The sequence below is a fragment of the Nocardioides luteus genome (assembly GCF_015752315.1).
Lineage (GTDB): Bacteria > Actinomycetota > Actinomycetes > Propionibacteriales > Nocardioidaceae > Nocardioides.
Genome location: NZ_JADOVJ010000001.1, coordinates 1,367,149 through 1,386,762, shown reverse-complemented (window position 1 = coordinate 1,386,762; position 19,614 = coordinate 1,367,149). Strand labels below are relative to the sequence as shown.

The 19,614-nt window shown below is 69.7% G+C and carries 22 protein-coding genes; 11 read left to right on the top strand and 11 right to left on the bottom strand.

Translation table 11 applies throughout. The annotated features are described in order from the left end of the window. Positions 1–100 precede the first annotated feature (100 nt). On the bottom strand, positions 101–1,864 hold the full coding sequence (locus HD557_RS06615; protein WP_196873319.1) for a serine hydrolase domain-containing protein: 1,764 nt from the start codon (positions 1,862–1,864) through the stop codon (positions 101–103). 140 nt (positions 1,865–2,004) lie between these two features. Here HD557_RS06615 and HD557_RS06610 point away from each other — a divergent pair, with 140 nt between their 5' ends. Both HD557_RS06610 and HD557_RS06605 read left to right on the top strand, forming a co-directional pair. Then, positions 2,005–2,508, top strand: a complete 504-nt coding sequence (locus tag HD557_RS06610; protein WP_008363740.1) for a SigE family RNA polymerase sigma factor — start codon at positions 2,005–2,007, stop codon at positions 2,506–2,508. Beyond that, entirely contained in the window at positions 2,505–3,668 is a 1,164-nt protein-coding gene (locus tag HD557_RS06605; RefSeq protein WP_008363738.1) for a hypothetical protein, read from the top strand. Before HD557_RS06610 ends, HD557_RS06605 begins: the two co-directional genes overlap by 4 nt. On the opposite strand, the gene HD557_RS06600 is transcribed toward HD557_RS06605, so the two are convergent. After that, positions 3,653–4,912, bottom strand: coding sequence for an MFS transporter (locus HD557_RS06600; protein ID WP_008363737.1), 1,260 nt, complete (start codon positions 4,910–4,912; stop codon positions 3,653–3,655). The genes HD557_RS06605 and HD557_RS06600 overlap by 16 nt on opposite strands. An 87-nt stretch (positions 4,913–4,999) precedes the next feature. On the opposite strand from HD557_RS06600, the gene HD557_RS06595 reads away from it, so the two are divergent. Beyond that, on the top strand, positions 5,000–5,479 hold the full coding sequence (locus HD557_RS06595) for a sigma-70 family RNA polymerase sigma factor (RefSeq protein ID WP_008363735.1): 480 nt from the start codon (positions 5,000–5,002) through the stop codon (positions 5,477–5,479). Continuing rightward, positions 5,476–6,522 carry a hypothetical protein gene (locus HD557_RS06590; RefSeq protein ID WP_008363733.1) on the top strand — a complete coding sequence of 349 codons (1,047 nt, stop codon included), beginning with the start codon at positions 5,476–5,478 and terminating at the stop codon, positions 6,520–6,522. The genes HD557_RS06595 and HD557_RS06590 overlap by 4 nt, the downstream gene beginning before the upstream one ends. Here the strand turns inward: HD557_RS06590 and HD557_RS06585 are convergent. Continuing rightward, the gene (locus tag HD557_RS06585; RefSeq protein ID WP_196873317.1) at positions 6,519–7,169 is read right to left on the bottom strand and encodes an MOSC domain-containing protein; all 651 of its coding nucleotides are present in this window, start codon (positions 7,167–7,169) and stop codon (positions 6,519–6,521) included. The genes HD557_RS06590 and HD557_RS06585 overlap by 4 nt on opposite strands. Before the next feature lie 44 nt (positions 7,170–7,213). Next, the gene (locus tag HD557_RS06580) at positions 7,214–8,110 is read right to left on the bottom strand and encodes an aminoglycoside phosphotransferase family protein (RefSeq protein WP_196873316.1); all 897 of its coding nucleotides are present in this window, start codon (positions 8,108–8,110) and stop codon (positions 7,214–7,216) included. Between the two features lie 68 nt (positions 8,111–8,178). On the opposite strand from HD557_RS06580, the gene HD557_RS06575 reads away from it, so the two are divergent. Further along, positions 8,179–8,703, top strand: a complete 525-nt coding sequence (locus HD557_RS06575) for a cupin domain-containing protein (RefSeq protein WP_231380201.1) — start codon at positions 8,179–8,181, stop codon at positions 8,701–8,703. Here the strand turns inward: HD557_RS06575 and HD557_RS06570 are convergent. The 7 genes from HD557_RS06570 to HD557_RS06540 form a co-directional block, all read right to left on the bottom strand. Then, positions 8,688–9,134, bottom strand: coding sequence for an NUDIX domain-containing protein (locus HD557_RS06570; RefSeq protein ID WP_008363724.1), 447 nt, complete (start codon positions 9,132–9,134; stop codon positions 8,688–8,690). The two genes, HD557_RS06575 and HD557_RS06570, sit on opposite strands and share 16 nt — an antisense overlap. 31 nt (positions 9,135–9,165) lie before the next feature. Beyond that, positions 9,166–9,642, bottom strand: coding sequence for a pyridoxamine 5'-phosphate oxidase family protein (locus HD557_RS06565; protein ID WP_196873315.1), 477 nt, complete (start codon positions 9,640–9,642; stop codon positions 9,166–9,168). Positions 9,643–9,651: 9 nt separating this feature from the next. After that, positions 9,652–10,017: a hypothetical protein gene (locus tag HD557_RS06560; protein ID WP_231380200.1), complete on the bottom strand. Its 366-nt coding sequence runs from the start codon at positions 10,015–10,017 to the stop codon at positions 9,652–9,654. Then, positions 10,017–10,955: a hypothetical protein gene (locus tag HD557_RS06555; protein WP_196873313.1), complete on the bottom strand. Its 939-nt coding sequence runs from the start codon at positions 10,953–10,955 to the stop codon at positions 10,017–10,019. The genes HD557_RS06560 and HD557_RS06555 overlap by 1 nt, the downstream gene beginning before the upstream one ends. Next, positions 10,952–11,482: a SigE family RNA polymerase sigma factor gene (locus HD557_RS06550; RefSeq protein ID WP_196873312.1), complete on the bottom strand. Its 531-nt coding sequence runs from the start codon at positions 11,480–11,482 to the stop codon at positions 10,952–10,954. The genes HD557_RS06555 and HD557_RS06550 overlap by 4 nt, the downstream gene beginning before the upstream one ends. A 126-nt stretch (positions 11,483–11,608) precedes the next feature. Then, on the bottom strand, positions 11,609–13,462 hold the full coding sequence (gene lepA, locus HD557_RS06545; protein WP_196873311.1) for a translation elongation factor 4: 1,854 nt from the start codon (positions 13,460–13,462) through the stop codon (positions 11,609–11,611). A gap of 22 nt (positions 13,463–13,484) precedes the next feature. Next, positions 13,485–14,408 (bottom strand): hypothetical protein, encoded by a 924-nt coding sequence (locus HD557_RS06540; protein WP_196873310.1) that lies wholly within the window; start codon positions 14,406–14,408, stop codon positions 13,485–13,487. Positions 14,409–14,517: 109 nt separating this feature from the next. Here HD557_RS06540 and HD557_RS06535 point away from each other — a divergent pair, with 109 nt between their 5' ends. The 6 genes from HD557_RS06535 (at position 14,518) to HD557_RS06510 (ending at position 19,591) form a co-directional block, all read left to right on the top strand. Then, a complete protein-coding gene (locus tag HD557_RS06535) occupies positions 14,518–16,098 on the top strand; it encodes an alkaline phosphatase D family protein (RefSeq protein WP_196873309.1) in 1,581 nt (526 codons plus the stop codon). A gap of 80 nt (positions 16,099–16,178) precedes the next feature. After that, positions 16,179–16,481, top strand: coding sequence for a hypothetical protein (locus HD557_RS06530; RefSeq protein WP_196873308.1), 303 nt, complete (start codon positions 16,179–16,181; stop codon positions 16,479–16,481). Next, a complete protein-coding gene (locus tag HD557_RS06525) occupies positions 16,481–17,533 on the top strand; it encodes a hypothetical protein (RefSeq protein WP_008363706.1) in 1,053 nt (350 codons plus the stop codon). The genes HD557_RS06530 and HD557_RS06525 overlap by 1 nt, the downstream gene beginning before the upstream one ends. Further along, the gene (locus HD557_RS06520; RefSeq protein WP_008363704.1) at positions 17,530–18,027 is read left to right on the top strand and encodes a DUF4919 domain-containing protein; all 498 of its coding nucleotides are present in this window, start codon (positions 17,530–17,532) and stop codon (positions 18,025–18,027) included. The genes HD557_RS06525 and HD557_RS06520 overlap by 4 nt, the downstream gene beginning before the upstream one ends. Further along, the gene (locus HD557_RS06515) at positions 18,027–19,097 is read left to right on the top strand and encodes a hypothetical protein (protein WP_196873307.1); all 1,071 of its coding nucleotides are present in this window, start codon (positions 18,027–18,029) and stop codon (positions 19,095–19,097) included. Before HD557_RS06520 ends, HD557_RS06515 begins: the two co-directional genes overlap by 1 nt. Beyond that, a complete protein-coding gene (locus HD557_RS06510) occupies positions 19,094–19,591 on the top strand; it encodes a DUF4919 domain-containing protein (protein WP_196873306.1) in 498 nt (165 codons plus the stop codon). Before HD557_RS06515 ends, HD557_RS06510 begins: the two co-directional genes overlap by 4 nt. Positions 19,592–19,614: the final 23 nt, after the last annotated feature.

The window sequence follows — 19,614 nt, the reverse complement described above, 5'->3', positions numbered from 1 at the left end:
TCTGGCGTGGCGAGTCGGTCGTTGTGACGAACGAAACTGTCGACTGGTCACCCAGAACTACAGATTCGGCCGCCACAACTACCGACTCGGCGCGGAAGGGTCAGCCGCGGAGCGCGGAGGCGAGGTAGGTGAGACGGGGGTGGTCGGCGGTGGGGAGGGCGGTGACGGTGGTGGTCTTGGCGACCGCGACCTTCCAGTAGGTGGTGCCGGCGACGACCAGGAAGTCGGCCTTGGACGAGCCGTCACCGGACAGGGGTGTGGTGATCAGCTCAGGCTTGCCGAAGGCGCGCATCGCGGCGATGACCGGGGAGTCCTCCTCGAGGGCGGCGCGGGCGGCGGCGGCGAGCCCCTCGTGAGCGTCGGGCACGGCCACCACCCGCAGGGTCTGGATGCGCGGCTCGGCCTCCGGCGAGAGCATGACCTCGATGTCGTAGCGGCCCCGCTCGGCCGGTACCACGGCCAGCGCGACGCCCGTGGCACGGGAGAAGTAGCCGTAGGGCGCGCCGCCCAGCGGCAGCCCGACCTTGGCGCGGGCCTGGGTGATCTGGACGCGCCGGGCGGTGTCGGGGGCGTCGAGCTCGACGTTGTCGGCGAACAGCGACGGCAGCGCGAACACCTCGGCGCCCGCCGGATCGAAGGTACGCAGCCGCTCGACCGCCGCCTCCAGCGCCGAGTCGAGCCGCGGCCGCAGGCCCTTGACCACCATCGAGAACCGGTGCGGCCCTCCCCCGGCGAGCTCCGCGGAGACCAGCGAGCGCAGCGCGGTCATCGCGGTCGGGTAGGCGCCGGCGTAGGTGCTGTTGGACAGCGTGATCACGCCGAGACCGGTCGCGGGGTGCCAGACCATCCGCGAGCCGTAGCCGGGGTAGCCGCCGGAGTGGTGGACGAACTGCCCGAGCCGGCTGTCGTGGTCGACCATCAGGCCGTAGCCGTAGCCGGCCGCGACCGCCCCGATCCCCGCCTCCGGTCCCGAGACATCCAGCGAGCCCGACACCGAGCCGAACCGGTGCAGCTGCTGCATCTCCCGGCGCGACGCCTTCGACAGCGGGTGTCCGTCGGCGGAGGAGGAGAAGGCGCCCAGGAACCCGCCGACCCAGCGCGCCAGGTCGGCCACCGAGGAGTGCAGGCCACCCATCGCCGCGAACGACCCCGACGGCACCGGCGGCGTCACCGACCAGGTCGGCGGCCCCTCGAGCCGGTCGCCCGCCCAGGCCGGATGCAGCGGCGGAACATGCCCGGGAACCCGATTCGGCACCGCATCGGGCGAGTAGGCCGAGGAGGTCATCCCCAGCGGCGCCAGCAACTCGTGCTCGACGAAGTCCCGATTCGCTCCTTCCGGAGACGATCCACCCACGACGTTCTCGATCGCCCGCCCGAGCAGCGCATAGCCGAGGTTGGAGTATTCGAACCCGACCCCCGGCTCGCGCCCGGTCGAGAAGCCTCCGTCGAGGAACGTCCCGAAGGCGTCGTAGGACAGCGACTCCTGCCGGTCGCCCCACGGGTCGTCGGTCGGCAGCCCGGCCGACATCGAGAGCAGCAGCCGAAGCGTCACCGCCGGCGAGTCGGCGGAGTAGGGAGCCTGGTCGACGAGCTCGGGCACGTACTGGGCGATCGCCTCGTCGAGGTCGACCAGCCCGCGGTCGCGCAGCAGCAGCACCGCGGCCGCGGTGAACGACTTCGACATCGACGCGATCCGGAAGACACTCTCCGCGGTCGGCGCCGGACCGCCCTCGGTCGTCGCCCCGAACGCGCCGGTGTGGAGCAGCTCGGAGCCGCGTACGACCCCATAGGCCAGCCCCGGCGTCAGGTTCTCCTCGAAACGCTGCTGGAAGAGCTCGTCGACGACGGCGGTGTTCAGACTCATGCGGGCGTTCCTTCGCTGCAGAAGTTGCTCGACGCACTGCAGCCTAGAGGCCACAGTTGCACCGTCAGCGCAACACCCACGCCATGCCGCCGCATCGAAGAGGCAGAGGCCCCGACAGCAGGGCCCAGACGGAGGACAGCATGGACACAGACTTCGACGAGTACGTGGTGACGCGCAGCGGCGCGCTACTGCGGCTCGCCTACCTGCTGACAGGTGACGGTCACCGCGCCGAAGACCTGGTCCAGGACACCCTGGAGCGGTTGTGCCGGCGCTGGTCGAGGATGACCGACGTCACCGATCCACATGCGTACGCCCGCAAGATCCTGCTCAACCAGCACCTGACCTGGCGTCGCAAGCGCGCTTCTCGCGAGCTCGTCGTCGCCGATCTGCCGGAGCGGGCCGGAGACGACGAGACCGAGACCGTCGGCGTACGTCACCTGCTCTGGCAGCGCATCGGGGCTCTGCCTCCGCGGCAGCGCGCGGTCGTCGTCCTCCGCTACTACGAGGACCTCACCGACGCCGATATCGCCGAGGCTCTCGGCATCGCCACCGCCACCGTACGCAGCACCGCAATGCGCGCTCTCACCAAGCTCCGCAGCCACCCCGACCTGATGTCCACCACCCTTGCCGAGGAGTCACGATGAGCACCGATCTCGATGACCTGATCCGCGCCACCCTCGCCGAGCACGCCGAGGATGCACCCGCTCCCGGACGAGTGATCGCGCGCGCCCCTCGTCCGGCCACCAACCGAGCCACCACCCGAGGCACCACCCGAGGCACCACCCGAGGCGCCGCCTTCCGCCGCCGCTGGACCCGCGGCCTCGCTGCCGCCGGTCTCGCCGGTGTCCTCGCCGTCACCGGCGCCGTCCTCGTCCCCCAGCTCCTTCCCGGCGAGGCCACGTTCGAGCCGGCGATGAGCTTCGCCTACGACGGCACGCCGCGGTCGGCCGAGGCCTACCGGCTCGTCCTCGACGCGCCGGGATGGGAGATCCCCGAGTTCGACGGAGCCGTCACCAACGGGCCCGACGGTGGGGGCGTGACCTACGAGCTCGCGTCGGCCGACGGCAGGTCGAAGCCGCGCCTCGACGTCGGGTGGTACGCCGCCGAGACCCGCGACGAGGCTCTCCGCTTCGGAGGCACGTTCAACACGGCCGACGAGAACGGCACGGGCGACGGCGTCGAGGAGCTGCCGATCGAGGTGCTCGGCCAGGAGGCGATCTACTGGAGCTACCGAGGAGGCAAGGACGTCGGCGACCGTGACGCGGAGACCGGCCAGGTCGTACCCACCGAGGATGCCTACCGGGTCATCCTTCCGACGCAGGCCGGACACTTCCAGTCCATCCAGGGCACTGGCATGTCGAAGCATCAGTTCGAAACACTCCTGACCCAGCTGCGCTGGGTCGACCAGAGCGCGTTCGACGCCGCCCTGCCCGATCGCTACCTCAGCGCCGAGGAGCGCTCGGCGGCTGTCCAGGAGCTGCTGCGCGGCGTACCTCTCCCTGAGTCGTACGACGAAAGCCGTCTCACCGGCCTGCAGCCCGGCCGCTATCACCTGGCCCTCCACGTCGCCGACGGTGCGGTCTGCATCTGGTGGGACGAGTGGAACGCGGCCACCGAGGCCGGCGACACCGACCGGAAGGCGCGGGTCGAGGAGGTGCTCGGGGCAGCCGGCGACTGGCCCGTGCAGCAGGAGCTGGCCGGCACCGACACCGCAGACCACCTGCCCGACGCCCTCCAGGTCCTGGACGAGCCGTCGGAGGGCGAGGACACCTTCACCGGACCCGAGCTCTACCGCTGCGTCTGAGTCACCTCGGCCGGCACGCCGTCGTTCTGGTCCACCCGCTGCAGCCGCCACACCGACGGTACGGCGAGCGTGGCCAGGGCGACGGCCACGTAGAGAATCCCACTGACCAGGAACACCGGCCGTTCGCCGAACCATCCACCCAGCGGCCCGTAGAGCAGCTGCCCCACCGGCATCGCGACGAACGAGCCGAGCGCGTCGTAGGAATAGGCCCGCGAGAGCATCTCCTCGGGGACGTTCTCCTGCATCGCGAGCTGCCACCCGAGACTGAAGATCTCGACTCCGGCGCCCGCCACCGCCATCACGACTACGAACGGCACCGTCTCGGGCCACAGCGCGAGCGCGAAGAACGGCAGCCCGTACGCCGTGATCCCGAACATTCCCGCCCGCAGCGGACTTCGGATCGTTGCGCGCATCAGCACGATCGTCATGAGGAGCATCCCGGCCGCGAGCGCGGAGTTGCCCAGGCCCCAGCCTTCGACTCCCAGCGCGGACGACTTCGCGTACGCCGGGCCGAGCACCTGCAGACCGCCGGACTGCATCGCGTTGAGAACCATGAAGGCGACCACGACGACCCACAGCCAGGTGGTGCTGCGGAAGTAGGTCCACCCGGCACGCAGGTCCTCGAGCGCCGAGGTCTTCTCTGCGTCCGCCGGACGCGGTGGGATCCGCACCGGGAGCAGGAAGAGCGCCGCGAGCAGCCAGGTCAGCGCGTCGACCGCCAGCGCCCATCCGGCACCGACGCCGACCACGAGCGCCGCCGCGACCGAGGGGCCGAGGATCGTCAGGGTGCCGCGCGACATCGAGAGCAGCAGGTTGGCCGGCTGCAGGTCCTTCTTCGCCACCAGCTGCGGCACCATCCCCTGCATCGCCGGGAAGGCCATCGCCATCGTGGTGCCGTTGATCGCCTCCAGGATCACCAGGTGCCAGATCTCCGCCTGTCCGGTGATGATCAGCGCCGCTGCGGCCGCCTGCGTCGCGGCCGAGGCGACGTTGCTCAGCTGCAGCACCAGCCGCCGCGGGAACCGGTCGGCGATCACGCCTCCGACCAGCAGGAAGATCACCATCGGGATGGTGTGCGCAGCGACCACGTAGCCCAGCGCCGAGGCCGAGTCGGTCACCTCCAGCACCGCGAACGCGAGCGCCACGTGCGACATCGACGACCCGGCGAGGTTCACGAACCGTGAGGCGAAGAACCACCCGAAGTCGCGCTCCTTGAGGACGAAGAGGCTCTCCCGGATGCTCACGGCGGGAACTCTTCCGCACATCTGCGGTTCCTGGTAATCGTTTTTCGTGCGACTAAACCGTTCACCCGTCCAGGGCGTCGAGATGGCGTGACCAGAGACGAGTTCACCGAGTTCTACGCCGGCAGCAAGGATCGCTGCCTGCGGGCCGCGATCGCCTACGGCATGGCTCCCGACCGCGCCGAGGAGGCCGTCGCCGAGGCGTTCGCCCGGGCGTGGTCGAGGTGGCCGAGCGTACGCAGCGTGGATTCGCCCCGCGCATGGATCGTCCGGACGGCGATCAACGCCGACATCTCCTGGTGGCGCAAGCGCCGCCGCGAGACGGCCGTCCCCGAGACGCCCGAACAGCTCCCCCGCGACGACTCGAGCTTCGACGACCTGCTGGAGGCCGTACGCCGGCTGCCACCGCGTCAACGACAGGTTGTCGCGCTGCGCTACTTCCTCGACCTCGACGCCGAGACGACCGGCCACGAGCTCGGCATCGCTCGCGGCACCGTCTCGGCCACGCTCCACCAGGCGCTCAAGACTCTGCGGCAGCGGCTGACCGACTCCGAAGGGATGCTGTCATGAACGACATCGAGACCCTGCTGCGCACCAGCAGCCACCACACCTTGGACCTCCCCGCCGCCGAGATCCTGCGCCGGGGCGACCGGATGCGCCGCCGCCGTCGCACGGCGAAGGTCCTCGCCACCGTCGCCGCCTGCTCGATCGCCGGCGTCATGGCGTACGTCGTGGTCCCCGACCGGCTGATCGACTCGGACGTCGCCACCCCGGCACCGCCCGAGAGAAACCCGGTCGACTGGTCGGGCAATCCGACCAATCTCACTCCCGAGGAGCTCGACCAGCTGAGCGCGCGGTGTCTGCCGTCGGCCTGGGCCGACAAGGAGCTGCTGTACAACCTGGCACCCGGAGAAAGCGTCCCCGACGACGTCTACCAGGAGATCCCCGCAGGCACCTGGCCGTTCCTGGCCGAGAAGCGCGGATCGACGGTCAGGGCGATCTTCGACGGCCGCGACTACGAAGTGACCTGCTCGGCACCCAGCCGTGGGGACGGCAGCGAGCCCGACATCGCACAGGCGATCGGCACGCCGGAGGTCTGGGGCCGATTCGCATCGATGGGACCGTGGGAGGACTTCTCCCGCAGCAGCTCCGACGGCGACACGCGCTTCATGCTTCCGCTCCCGGAGGATCTGAACGTCACCGAGGTGGTCTTCACCTCGAGCGGCGAGGAGTTCCCGGCAACCCTCGTCAACGGCGTGGCGGTCGCCTGGATCGACCACGAGGTCAGCGTCGACTCGGCGAGCTTCCGTGCCTACGACGCCGACGGCGATCTGGTGCATGACGTGGCGCCTGAACCGCCGACCGTCGAGTGGACCGAGACCGCGGAAGGGATCCGGGTGACGCGGTCGCTCGGCAACGAGACGATCGAGTCCGCCTGGTTCTGGGTCGGCGAGCAGCGGTTCGACGCGACCATCACCGAGGCGAACGTGGCAGTCGCGCTCATCCCGACCGGGAAGCTCACGACGGACCAGCTGAACAAGCTGGAGATCCAGGGCCGCTCCCCCGACGGTCTCTACATGATGGGGTGCGACGGAGGGCCGTGCGGTCCCTAGAGCGGCTCGGCCGCGACGTACCTCTCGGCCGCGGCACGCGGCTTGTCCCCGAGCCCCTCGATGCCGATCAGCGACGGCAGCAGGGACCGGTCGGTGGTGAGCGCCTCGAAGAGGGTCGAGACGGTGATGTCGTGGTCGGGCCGGTGGACCACGACGATCTCGTCGCCGGCCTCCAGTTGGCCCTCCTCGAGGACGCGCAGGTAGGGCCCCGGCCGGGCCTCCTGGGTGAATCTCTTGACCCACCGGGCGTTGTCGTAGCCCGAGACGCCCATCCAGTTCTTGAAGTCGTTGCAGGGCGTACGCACGCTGCAGATCTGCATCAGCACCGTACCGATCCGCCATTGCTCCCCCACGAGGGCCGCGTTGACGTCGATCCCCTCGGTCGTGAGGTTCTCGGCGAACTGCCCGTCCCGAAGCGTCGCACCCAACCGTGAGCCCCACAGGTCGAGGTCCTCGCGGGCGAAGGCGTAGACCGCCTGCTCCGCGCCCCCGTGGTGGCGGCGGTCGGTCTGGGTGTCGGTGACGATGCCCTCCGGGCCGACCGTCACCGGCCCGGCCATGGCGAGCTTCTCCATCGAGGTGGCGCCCACCTCCGCCCACTCGGCGGGCTTGGACTGACCGATGTTGACGCTACGCACGATGGGCATGCGCCGATTGTCCCGGGCCTGCCGGGATCAGGCACGCGAGTTTCTCAGTCCTGCACGGCTTTGGTGAGCGAGATCATCTCGGTGATCCAGTCCTTGTCGGGCGCCTGGTTGTCCTCGACCTCGTCCTTGATGTTGACCATCAGTCGCAGCACCACCCACGCGCGAGCGCGGTCTTCGTCGAGCTCGGCGGCGTCGACGAGGGCGAAGAAGCGGTCGCGTACGCCGTCGCGGATCCGCCCCGCGTACTCGTCGGAGCGGTTCCACAGCATCGGCGCGAGCTCGTAGTGCGGGTCGCCGGAGAGCGGCTTCGGGTCGATCACGAGCCACTCCTCGCGATCACCCCGGAGGACGTTCTCGTAGTGCAGGTCCGTGTGGATCAGCCGCCCGTCGGTGTCCTCGTCGCGCGCGAAGTCGCGAGCGATCGCCCGGGCCTGGTCGACCATCCGCGGTGGCACCGGGAGCCGCCGGCTCTTCTCCCCCAGCTCGCTCGCCCAGCGCTCGGCCTGAGCCGACAACGTACGCAGCTGCGGCGGAGCCGCGACGTGCAGCCGGCGGTAGAACCCGCCCACGATCTCGCACGCCTGCACGTCCCAGAGCTCCGAGAGATCCTCCTCGGGATGCAGCCGTTCGAGCAGCAGCGCGAACCGCTTCGGATCGGCCCGCAGGAGGCGTACGGCACCCCGACCGCTCCACACCTGCAGCGCCAGCGCCTCGTGCTCGGCCTCCCAGTGGGGCCAGCCGACCTTCAGCACCGCGGGCTCACCCTCGGCGGTGCGGACCGGGAGCACGACGGCACAGTTGCCGTGGGTGGAGGGGCCGTCGAGGGTCAGCGACCACTCCTCGACCAGGTCGCGCAGCAGGCCCGGGAGGTCGTCGAGCCACGCCGCCCACGAGGGCCCGTTGGCCGCGAGAGCTCGGAAGGAGTCCGGGACGAGCGTCACGGCGGCAACCCTACTGACACATTTCTAATGGGCTTCCCAACCCTCGACGGATCGGGCAGGTTGGGCCCATGTCACTTCCAGAGTCGATGGGGACCAAGGGCGTTCCCTACCCGCCCGATCGCTACGACGGCGAGGCCGGTGAGGTCTCGGCGTTCTACCGTCCCGACAAGACCGCACCCGACCTCGAATATCCCAACGGTGTGAAGGTCGACTATCTGGCCACCGGGGCGACCACCGCGGGCGACTACGGGCTCTACCGCTGGCACTTCGGTCCCGGCGAGACCGGTCCCGGGCCGCATTTCCACCGCGCGGTGGCCGAGTCGTTCTACGTGCTGACCGGGACCGTGCGGATCTACAACGGCGAGGAGTGGATCCCGGCTGGCGCCGGCGACTTCGTGCATGTGCCGGTCGGCGGCCTGCACGGCTTCCGCAACACGACCGACGAGCCCGCCTCGATGCTGCTGCACTTCACTCCCGGTGCGCCGCGGGAGGGCTACTTCGAGGGGCTGCGCGAGCTGGCCGAGGGCACCGAGCTCGGTCCGGACGACCTGGCCGAGTTCTACAAGCTCCACGACAACTACTGGGTGGACTGAGCCCTCCAGGCCTCGATCCCGAGGCGAACGATGTCGGCGGCCGACTCGGGCACCTGGGCCGCCTTCTCGAGCGGGACCCACTCGGCGAAGTCGGTGGTTCCGTCGACCTCCAGCGTGCCCAGCTCACCCCCGACGATCCGCGCCTCGAAGATCACCCGGGTGGACTGGTAGGGCCGGCGCCCCGGCTCGAACGGCACGACGTACACGTTGGTCGTCAGCGGAGCCCCGACCTCGACGTCGTAGCCGGTCTCCTCCTTCACCTCGCGTCTGACCGCGGCGGGCATCTGCTCGCCGTAGTCGACACCGCCGCCCGGAAGCGTCCAGCCGGGCTCGGTGCGGTGGTTGCCGTTGAACCAGCTCAGCAGGATCCGCCCTGCGTCGATGATGACGGCGTACGCGGCCACCCGGGTGTCGTACTCGGTGAAATGCATCCCCGGGAGACTACAACGGCCGACCCTCGGTTCAGTCGAAGACGAACGCCGTCGCGTCCTTGGGGAACGAGGTCCAGGCCCGGATCCTGCCGGGATGCACGACCGGAGCCCCTTCGGTGTAGTGCTTCGGGTCGAAGACGTTGTCGCCGTACTCGGGATACTTCGCGTTCAGCAGTCCCGCGATCTCCGCGGCGACCCCCGGAGCGAAGCCCGTCTCCCGCACCTCGCCCTCGATGACGACCAGCTTCCACGGGTCAGGCAGGTTCACCGTCACCTTCGGGTGCGCGGCCGCCAGCCGCCGGTGCAGCGTCTCCGGGCTCCCGCCGTAGACCAGCTTCTCCTCGAACCAGATCCCGTCCAGCGGCGTCACGTGCGGACTCCGCCCCGGCCTCTCGAACGCGAACCAGAACTGCTTCGCCTCGACCAGCCGCTGTCGTACGTCCTCCCACGCCAGCAGCTCGCTCGGCGTGCCATAGCCCTTCGGGAACCGAACCTGTTCTGTACGCATGCGGCTCACTCAACCACCGGCCATCCCCTGCCGACCCGACCGTTCTTGCGCACTGCGACCTGGAGGGCGAGCGGCTCGTCTGCCGCTCGCGACGACCAGCACCACGAGCATCACGGGCACGACCACCGTCCACGAGGTCGGCAGCAGAGCTGCGGCACAGCCGAGCGTAGTGAGCACGAACCCCGGCCTCGGACGCGACGGCAGCAGCAGCGTGCCGGCCAGGACCAACACTCCGCCACCGACGAGCGTGCCGAACCAGAACAGCAGGCCGCCGTCGCCGCTGCGTACGACCCGAACGGTCTCCGCCGCGCCCGCCGCGAGCAGCAGGCAGCCGAGGAACAGGCCGTACCACCACACCCAGCCTCGCCGCCTCATCATCGGACCTCTTCGCGCCAGACGAGCCCGAGGAGAGCGTCGGGCGGAACATCCCCCACGATCCGCAGGCTCACGGTGTGCGCCTCACCGGGCGTCAGGACAAGCCCTGGCCCGCCGTTGCCGAGGGTCAGCCCGGTCTCGGGCCGGCCGTCGACGTAGACCTGCACCTCCTGGGTGCCCGATCCCGAGGTGTACCAGCCCACCTCGACAGGGCGGGTCCGGGAGGAGTACGTCGAGGAGAGGACTCGAGCGCCCGGCATGGACTCCTCACGCCTGACCAGGCGGAACTCGCTTCCGCCGTCCATCTCGAGAGCCTGGACCTGGTGGCCGGCGACCGTGGCGGCGGGTGCGGGCAGCCGGTAGACCGCGGCTCCGATCTGCCCGTCCACGGGTGGTGCCTTCTCGCGTCCGGACGTGCTGGTCAACCAGAGTCGGAGGGTGTGCTCGCCCTTGACCGGGTGTTCCGGTCCGAACTGGTAGGCGATCCATCGACCCGAGAGGAGTGGCACGTCGCACGGCAGCTCTCCCGGCTCTCCGTCGTCCATCGCGACGTGCAGGGTGTATCTGCTGCCCACGCCCTCACAGACGGCCCGCCACTCGGTGTTGCGGGAGGCCTCGGCGGTGAACACCATCTCGCTTCGTCCGGTGGCGACCTCGGCGTCGATCAGGGTCCGGCCGGCGAACGCCTCGACGAACAGGTCGCTCGTCGGGCCGGGCGGAGTCACGACCGGTGCGGTGCGGTCGAACGGGTTCACCCCCAGAGCGGCCAACCCGGCTGCGGGCAGGACGATCGCCACCACCGCCGCCACGACCAGTGCACGACGAACCCGGATCCTGGCCGCCCGTCGCCGGACCGCCGCACCCCGGCCGACGACCCCGGTGTCCTCGATGGCGTCGGCGTGCGCGCGCAACGTGTCCTGAAGCTGCTGGATGCTCATCGCGCCGCCTCCCCGTGCGTCTCCTGGGCCAGTGCGTCGTCGAGGCGCAGCTTGGCCAGTGCCTTCACCCGCTGGCTCTTCACCGTGCCGATCGAGCAGCCGAGCAACCGAGCCGTCTCCGCTTCGCTGAGGTCCTCGACGTACCGCAGCACGATCACCGCCCGCTGTCTTCTCGGCAACCTGCCCAACGCCGTCCACAGGTCGTGAGTCGCCGCACGGTCCTCGTCGTACTCGGCCTCCGGCAGCTCAGAGGTCGGCCGCTCGTCGTTCCACCTGCGGCGCCACCAGGTGGCGTAGGTGTTGACGAGGATCTTGCTCACGTACGCCGCCGGATCGCCGTCGATCCGCGACCAGGACAGCCACGCCTTCACCAGCGCCGTCTGCAGAAGGTCCTCCGCGCGCCCCCGGTCGTGGGTCAGCAAGTAGGCGGTCCGCAGCAGCCGCGTGGAGCAGGCCTCGACGAAGTCGTCGAACTCCCGCGCAGCTCCCGCTCCGCTCCACTTCCCCGAGACCTGGGTCGCATCCACGTCCCCTCCCCGCTCGTCGCCCCCGACGAGGCGCCCCTATCAAGGACGACCACCTCGACCCCGGGAAAGGTTGTCCTCCATCGAGGGTAGGACGTCGCGGGCCCGGCGGCTCGACCGGCGGGGCAGCTACTTCTTGTCGGTCGAAGCCTGAGTGGTGGAGAGCGCAGCGACGAAGGCTTCCTGAGGGACCTCGACGCGACCGACCATCTTCATCCGCTTCTTGCCCTCCTTCTGCTTCTCGAGCAGCTTGCGCTTGCGCGAGATGTCGCCGCCGTAGCACTTGGCGAGGACGTCCTTGCGGATGGCGCGGATGTTCTCACGGGCGATGACGCGGGCGCCGATGGCGGCCTGGATGGGCACCTCGAACTGCTGCCGAGGGATGAGCTCCTTGAGCTTGCCGGCCATCATCACGCCGTAGTTGTAGGCGGCGTCGCGGTGGACGATGGCGGAGAAGGCGTCGACGGGCTCGCCCTGGAGCAGGATGTCGACCTTGACCAGGTCGGCGGCCTGGTCGCCGGAGAACTCGTAGTTGAGCGAGGCGTACCCCTTGGTCTTCGACTTGAGCTGGTCGAAGAAGTCGAAGGCGATCTCGCCCATCGGCAGGACGTAGCGCATCTCGACGCGGTCCTCGGAGAGGTAGTCCATCCCCTGCAGGGTTCCGCGCTTGTTCTGGCACAGCTCCATGATCGTGCCGATGTAGTCGGACGGCGCCAGGATGGTGGCGTTGACGACCGGCTCGCGGACCTCGTTGATCTTGCCCTCGGGGAACTCCGAGGGGTTGGTCACGATGTGCTCGGTGCCGTCCTCCATGACCACGTCGTAGACCACGTTGGGCGCGGTCGAGATCAGGTCGAGGTTGAACTCGCGCTCGAGCCGGTCGCGGGTGATCTCCATGTGGAGCAGGCCGAGGAAGCCGCAGCGGAAGCCGAAGCCGAGGGCGCCGGAGGTCTCCGGCTCGTACGTCAGCGCAGCATCGTTGAGCTGCAGCTTGTCGAGCGCCTCGCGCAGGTCGGGGTACTGGTCGCCGTCGATCGGGTAGAGCCCGGCGAAGACCATCGGGTTGGGGTGGGAGTAGCCACCGAGCATCTCCTCGGCGGGCTTCCCGTTGTTGGTGACGGTGTCACCGACCCGCGACTGGCGGACATCCTTCACGCCGGTGATCAGGTAGCCCGTCTCGCCCACGCCGATGTGGTCGGCCTTGACCGGCTCCGGGGAGATGACCCCGAGCTCGAGCATCTCGTGGACGGCACCGGTCGACATCATCTTGATCTTGTCGCGGTGCTTCAGCGAGCCGTCGAAGACCCGGACGTACGTCACGACGCCGCGGTAGGTGTCGTAGACCGAGTCGAAGATCAGTGCCCGCGCGGGCGCGTCCGGGTCGCCCACCGGCGGCGGGGTCTCGGAGACGATGTGGTTGAGCAGGTCCTCGACACCGACCCCGGTCTTGGCCGAGACCTGGAGCACGTCCTCGGGCTCGCAGCCGACGAGGTTGGCCAGCTCCAACGCGTACTTCTCGACATTCGCCGAGGGCAGGTCGATCTTGTTGAGCACCGGGATGATGTGCAGGTCGGCACCCATCGCCAGGTAGAGGTTGGCCAGGGTCTGCGCCTCGATGCCCTGGGCCGCGTCGACGAGCAGGATCGCCGCCTCGCAGGCCTGCAGGGACCGGGAGACCTCGTAGGTGAAGTCGACGTGGCCGGGGGTGTCGATCATGTTGAGGACGAACGTCTCGCCCTCGTTCTCGCCCTCGGTGACCGTCCACGGCATCCGCACGGCCTGGGACTTGATCGTGATCCCGCGCTCGCGCTCGATGTCCATGCGGTCGAGATACTGCGCCCGCGCGGCGCGCTCGTCGACCACACCGGTCAGCTGCAGCATCCGGTCGGCCAACGTCGACTTGCCGTGGTCGATGTGGGCGATGATGCAGAAGTTGCGGATGATCGCCGGGGGCGTGGAGCCGGGCTTCGGGGCAGCACTCATGATGGGGGCCATCCTCCCACGCTCAGTACTGGTGGAACCAAAGCGGCAGCTGCACCGACTCGCCCGGGCAGGTCACGTTGCGGTCGCGGCCGGCCTCGAGCCACTGCACGATCACCGCGGCACCGCCCTGGAACATCCAGTCGCCGTCGCAGCGCTCCAGCGCCGCGGCCCGCGACGTCTCGCCCGCCGGGCGCCACTCGGGCAGCTGCAGCTGCAGGTCGCCGACGATCGGTGTCCACAGCCCCTCGATCGAGTAGACCCCGACCCGTATCCCGGCGTCCTGGTAGCCGGCCACGGCGCCCTGGACCACCGCCTGGTTGGCCGCGACGTCGTCGGACCACTCCCAGTCGGGGACCGGCTCGACGTCGAGCCACACCGAGGGTGACTCCAGCCCGGCACGCTCCATCTGCTCGAGGTTCCACCGAGCCTGCTGGTAGCCGACGTTGGTCAGCCGGCCGATCCTCGTCTCCGGGTCGCCGGGACCGTCCTCGCCGTACTCGCGGAGCGTGGCGGCCTCGGGATAGGAGACGACCGCGTAGGCGGAGGTCATCACCTTGTTCGTCCTGGCCCACTCGACCTGCGAGGCCAGGCACGGGTTGGGGGTGAACGCCGGGCCGTTGGTGAGCCCGATGATCACGTACTCCGCCGAGTCGAGCGGCATCGGCAGCCCCAGCGTACGGCGCTCCTTGATGCCCATCCCCTCGGGACACTGCGGCCAGCTCAGGTCACCGCCCTCGACGATCCCGCGGTCCTGGGCGGGTGCGACGGACGGGATGTCGAGCGACTCCAGCGCACGCGGCGCCTGGCTGGACCGCGTCTCCGACTCGGGCGCCGCGGGGACCGACGGCGACTCGGCCCCGGCAGGCGGCTCGGCGGCGCAGCCGAACAACGCCGGCGCCACCAGGAGCAGCAGCGCAGCGGCGTACGTCTTCTTTCTTGCCCACATCACCGCAGATACTGCCAGCCGGATCCCAGCGGGTCACGTCGCTCACGTGTTCACCGGCACGACCCGCGGAACTCACCGGTAGTTCTGCCGGAATCGGCAGGTTTGGCTCATGACCCCACTCAACCGCCGCTCCGTCCTCGGCCTCGGTGCCGCCGCCGGTGCCGGACTCGTCATCCCCACGACCGCTGCAGCCGCTCACGCCGCCCGCGCGGTCCCCATCTCTGCTCCCGCCTTCCTACGCGGCAACCGCCCGACCCTCACCCACGGCGTCCAGTCGGGCGACGTCGGCGCCCGAGGCGGGGTGCTGTGGAGCCGCGCGGACACGACCTCGCGCCTGGTCGCGGAGATCTCGACGGACGAGTCGTTCCGCCGGGCGCGTCCGGTCGGCGGCCCCGTGGTGACGGGACGCAGCGACTTCACCGGCGAGCTGAAGGTCGACGGCCTCGAGGCGGGGCGCGACTACTTCTACCGGGTCCGTGCCGTCGACCCCGACGACCCGCGCCGTGGCAGCGCCTGGGAGATCGGCCGGCTGCGTACGGCACCGAGCAGGCGCCAGGACATCCGGTTCCTGTGGTCCGGCGACATCGCCGGCCAGGGCTGGGGTGCCAACCCCGACTTCGGCGGCTTCCGGATCGCGCCCGCGATGGCGGCGCGCGAGGCCGACTTCTTCCTGAGCTCGGGTGACAACGTCTACGCCGACGGCCCGGTCACCGCGACCGTGACCCTCCCCGACGGGCGGGTCTGGAACAACATCGTCACCGAGGAGAAGCACAAGGTCGCCGAGACGCTGACCGAGTTCCGCGGTCAGTACGCCTACAACCTGCTCGCCGACAACTGGCGTGCCTTCCTCGCCCAGACGCCGATCGTGGCGCAGTGGGACGACCACGAGGTCACCAACAACTGGTACCCGGGCGAGATCCTGCCCGACGACGGTCGCTACACCGAGCGCCGCGTGGACGTCCTGGCCGCCCGCGCGAAGCAGGCCTTCCACGAGTACATCCCGGTCGGCACCGCCTCCCCCGACCCGGACGGCCGGATCTACCGCAAGCTCTCCTACGGCCCGCTGATGGACCTCTTCGTCCTCGACATGCGCACCCACAAGGACGCCAACACGACCAACGCGGAGCCGACCGCCGACGGTGGCGTTCTCGGCGAGCGCCAGACCGCGTGGCTGCTGCGCGAACTGGCCGCCTCCCGCGCCACCTGGAAGGTCATCGCCGCCGACCTGCCGATCGGGCTGGTCGTCCCCGACGGCCCGCTGCAGGAGGGCATCTCCCAGGGCGACGGCGGCGCCCCGCTGGGCCGCGAGCTCGACATCGCCAAGGTGCTCACCGGGCTCAAGCGCCTCGGCATCCGCAACCACGTCTGGCTGACCGCCGACGTCCACTACACGGCCGCGCACTCCTACCACCCCGACCGCGCGGCCTACCAGGACTTCGACCCGTTCTGGGAGTTCGTCTCCGGTCCGCTCAACGCCGGCGCCTTCGGCCCGAACAAGCTCGACGCCACCTTCGGCCCGACCGCCGAGTTCGTGGCCGCTCCCCCGGCCGCGAACACCTCACCCGCCGACGGCTTCCAGTTCTTCGGTGAGGTCGAGATCGACGGACGTACGCAGCAGCTCACCGTCACCCTCCGCGACATCGACGGCGGGGCTCTTTTTACGAAGACGCTGGACCCGAGTTTCCGTTAGGGTCTCCGGGCTAGGGCGTGTCTGTTGTGAAGACACGCCCTAGTCGTCTCCCGTTCGGGCCCAGGAGGACCAGCAGACCCATGACCGAAATTCATGTCGTCCCCAAGGACATGAAGGCATCCATCACGGTCGCCACAGATGCCGAGAGCAACGTACGCAAAGCCGATTCCGCCGGCTATCTGAGCAAGGCGGGCGCGGCGGTCCCGGGGGCGGAGTCGGTCGGCTACATGTCCGAGCTCGGCACCCGCTGGACCGACGAGACCAAGGCTGCGGCCGACAGCTCCCAGAAGCTCGCCGCGGAGACCCAGAAGGCGCTCGACGAGTTCGAGGCAGCCGACAAGGCCGCCCGCGAGAAGGGCGGAAAGGTCATGGGCCCCAACTGATGGCGATCACCTTCGGCCAGGTCAAGACCTGGAAGGCGGCGCCCCTGGGCGATGCCGGTGACGGGCTCAAGGTCGACCTCCGCAAGCTGGAGACCAGCCGCGACGAGCTCGAGGCCAACGGCGTGGCCAAGTCCTGGACCGGCGCCGCCGCCGACGCGGCCCGTGGCCACCGCGACGCCCTGGTGGCCCAGCTGAGCAGCCACATCACCGGCAAGCAGCAGATGCAGAAGGCGCTCTACGCCGCCGAGCCCGAGGTCGAGGCCATCGAGCGTCTGGTGCAGGGGATCCTGGACCGGGCCAAGACCAACGAGTTCACCGTCGGCGACGACGGCTCGGTGACCAGCACCGCCACCCCGCCGCAGTTCAAGAGCCGTTTCGAGGCCGAGGAATGGGGCAACAGCCGCCAGAACATCGCCCAGGAGCTCGCCGACGACATCACCGACGCCCTCGCCAAGGCGGCCGGCGTGGACCAGCTCCTCACCGACGGCATCCCGACCGGCACCGACCAGGGTCTCGACCAGACCCGCGACCAGCGCGGGATGGCTTCCCCCGCGACCGCCGAGCGGTGGGCCCAGCTCACCGATGACGAGAAGCGGGCGATCATCGACCAGAAGATCAAGGAGCTGGCCGATGAGTACGGCCTCGAGGTCGACGACATCATCTGGGACGGCTCGCTCGGCAGCACCAACGGCTCTTGGAGCGAGGGCGAGCGCACCGTACGGCTCAACCCGAACAACCTCGACAACCCCGACATCCTGCACACCGTGGCTCACGAGCTGCGCCACGCGCGCCAGCACGAGGCGATCAGGGACAACAACGACTTCCAGTTCTGGTGGGAGGACGACCCCTTCGACATGCATGAAGAGGACGGCATCACCGAGGAGCAGGCCGAGGAGTGGGAGGACAACTTCGACGACTACAAGCCCTCCGACCAGGACTTCGACGCCTACTACAACCAGCCCGTCGAGGCCGATGCGCGCAAGTCCGGCCGCGAATATCTCGACAACCTGACGCCCGCTGAGCTCGACCGTCTCCTGAAGGAGTCGAAATGACGACGTACGCCGATCTGGTCACCGCCTACCTCGACGCCCCCGGCCCCGAGACGCTGGCGCCGCTGCGCCGCGCGGTGCGCAACTCCGCCAACTTCACCGTCGATCTCGACCTGGCCCCGATCGACAAGCTGCTGGCCGACGGCGCCTACGCCGAGGCCGCGACCGCGCTGCGGGCGCTCATGCCCGGTGCGATCTTCAGCCCGTCGGCCCACCTGCGTCTGGCGACGGCGCTGGAGCGCTCCGGTGAGGGGCGCTCGGCCGCCCGCGAGCGCCAGGTGGCCAGCGCTGCCCTGCGGAGCATCCGGGCGACCGGCGACGGCAGCGCGGAGCACCCCTGGACGGTGCTCCGGATCAACGACGAGTACGACCTGCTCCGCGCCCTCGACAAGGTGCCCGGCCGACAGGATCTCCTCGAGGCCGGCGGGCGACGGATCGACCGCCACACCTGCACCGACGGCACCGTCGCCCATTTCGACGCGACCGCGCTCGTCTGATGGCGATCACGTTCGGCCAGGTCAAGACCTGGAAGGCGGCGCCGCTCGGCGACGCGGGCGACGGGCTCAAGGCCGACCTCCGCCTGCTGGAGAGCAGCCGCGACGAGCTCGAGGCCAACGGCGTGGCCAAGTCCTGGACCGGCGCCGCCGCCGACGCGGCCCGTGGCCACCGCGACAGCCTCGTCAAGGATCTCAGTAGCCACATCACCGGCAAGCAGGAGATGCAGAAGGCCCTCTACACCGCCGAGGCCGAGGTCGAGGTGATCGAGCGTCTGGTCCAGGGCATCCTCGACCGGGCCAGGACGAACGAGTTCACGGTCGGCGACGACGGTTCGGTGACCAGCACCGCCACCCCGCCGCAGTTCAAGAGCCGTTTCGAGGCCGAGGAGTGGGGCAACAGCCGCCAGAACATCGCCGAGGAGCTCGCCGACGAGATCGAGAAGGCGCTGGCCAAGGCCGTCGGCGTCGACGCGATCCTCGCCCGCGGCCTGCCGACCGGCATCGACGAGCAGGGCGACGAGTACGGCAACATCGACCCGGCCATCGCGGAGAAGTGGGAGACGCTCACGATCGAGGAGCGCAAGGCCGTGCTCGAGGAGATGGTCAAGAAGATCGCCGCGGAGAGCGGCGTCGACATGCCCACCATCGACTGGGACGACCTGGGCAACGACACCTGGGACGACGGCAGCATCACCTACGGCTACTGGAACGACGAAGAGCCCACGATGGCGCTCAATCCCAACGTGCTCGACGACCCCGGCCAGCTGATCAACACCGTGGCTCACGAGGTCCGCCACGGCCGGCAGCACGAGGCCATCGACGACATGAACGACTGGCAGTTCTGGTGGGAGGACGACCCCTTCGACGAGCACAAGGCCGACGGGATCACCGAGCAGCAGGCCGAGGAGTGGGAGGACAACTTCGACGACTACAAGAGCACCGACAACGGCGCCACCTTCGACGAGTACTACAACCAGCCGGTCGAGGTCGACGCCCGCAACTCCGGCCGCGACTACCTGAACAACCTCACCGAGGAGGAGTTCAACCGGATCCTGGAGGAGTCGCGATGACGACGTACGCCGACCTGGTCACCGCCTACCTCGACGACCCCGGCCCCGAGACCCTGGGGCCGCTTCGGCGCGCGGTCCGTGGCTCCGCGAGCTTCACCGCCGACCTCGACCTCGGCGAGGTCGACCGGCTGCTCGCCGACCGCGCCTATGACGAGGCCGTGACCGCGCTGCAGCGGGTCATGCCGGGGGCGATCTTCAGCCCCTCGGCCCATCTGCGGATGGCGACCGCGCTGGCGGGTTCCGGCGAGGAGCGGGCCGCGGCGCGGGAGCGGCAGGTCGCCCGGGCTGCGCTGCGCAGCATCCGCTCCACCGGCGACGGCAGCGAGCAACATCCCTGGTCGGTGCTGCGTATCAACGACGAGTACGACATGCTCCGAGCTCTCCACAAGGTCCGGGACCGCCAGGACCTCGTCGAGACCGGCGGCCGTCGACTCGACCGCCTCACCTGCACCGACGGCACCGTCGCCCACTTCGACGTGACCTCGATCGCCTGACAGACGCTCGCCCCATATCTTCG

What these genes read in the sequence shown, in the direction of transcription:
- HD557_RS06565 (WP_196873315.1), bottom strand. Translation starts at nt 9,642, where the DNA reads ATGCGTACAGAACAGGTTCGGTTCCCGAAGGGCTATGGCACGCCGAGC.
- HD557_RS06525 (WP_008363706.1), top strand. Translation starts at nt 16,481, where the DNA reads ATGGCGATCACCTTCGGCCAGGTCAAGACCTGGAAGGCGGCGCCCCTG.
- HD557_RS06535 (WP_196873309.1), top strand. Translation starts at nt 14,518, where the DNA reads ATGACCCCACTCAACCGCCGCTCCGTCCTCGGCCTCGGTGCCGCCGCC.
- HD557_RS06585 (WP_196873317.1), bottom strand. Translation starts at nt 7,169, where the DNA reads ATGCCCATCGTGCGTAGCGTCAACATCGGTCAGTCCAAGCCCGCCGAG.
- HD557_RS06575 (WP_231380201.1), top strand. Translation starts at nt 8,179, where the DNA reads ATGTCACTTCCAGAGTCGATGGGGACCAAGGGCGTTCCCTACCCGCCC.
- HD557_RS06555 (WP_196873313.1), bottom strand. Translation starts at nt 10,955, where the DNA reads ATGAGCATCCAGCAGCTTCAGGACACGTTGCGCGCGCACGCCGACGCC.
- HD557_RS06530 (WP_196873308.1), top strand. Translation starts at nt 16,179, where the DNA reads ATGACCGAAATTCATGTCGTCCCCAAGGACATGAAGGCATCCATCACG.
- lepA (WP_196873311.1), bottom strand. Translation starts at nt 13,462, where the DNA reads ATGAGTGCTGCCCCGAAGCCCGGCTCCACGCCCCCGGCGATCATCCGC.
- HD557_RS06610 (WP_008363740.1), top strand. Translation starts at nt 2,005, where the DNA reads ATGGACACAGACTTCGACGAGTACGTGGTGACGCGCAGCGGCGCGCTA.
- HD557_RS06605 (WP_008363738.1), top strand. Translation starts at nt 2,505, where the DNA reads ATGAGCACCGATCTCGATGACCTGATCCGCGCCACCCTCGCCGAGCAC.
- HD557_RS06520 (WP_008363704.1), top strand. Translation starts at nt 17,530, where the DNA reads ATGACGACGTACGCCGATCTGGTCACCGCCTACCTCGACGCCCCCGGC.
- HD557_RS06615 (WP_196873319.1), bottom strand. Translation starts at nt 1,864, where the DNA reads ATGAGTCTGAACACCGCCGTCGTCGACGAGCTCTTCCAGCAGCGTTTC.
- HD557_RS06510 (WP_196873306.1), top strand. Translation starts at nt 19,094, where the DNA reads ATGACGACGTACGCCGACCTGGTCACCGCCTACCTCGACGACCCCGGC.
- HD557_RS06570 (WP_008363724.1), bottom strand. Translation starts at nt 9,134, where the DNA reads ATGCATTTCACCGAGTACGACACCCGGGTGGCCGCGTACGCCGTCATC.
- HD557_RS06515 (WP_196873307.1), top strand. Translation starts at nt 18,027, where the DNA reads ATGGCGATCACGTTCGGCCAGGTCAAGACCTGGAAGGCGGCGCCGCTC.
- HD557_RS06590 (WP_008363733.1), top strand. Translation starts at nt 5,476, where the DNA reads ATGAACGACATCGAGACCCTGCTGCGCACCAGCAGCCACCACACCTTG.
- HD557_RS06560 (WP_231380200.1), bottom strand. Translation starts at nt 10,017, where the DNA reads ATGAGGCGGCGAGGCTGGGTGTGGTGGTACGGCCTGTTCCTCGGCTGC.
- HD557_RS06540 (WP_196873310.1), bottom strand. Translation starts at nt 14,408, where the DNA reads ATGTGGGCAAGAAAGAAGACGTACGCCGCTGCGCTGCTGCTCCTGGTG.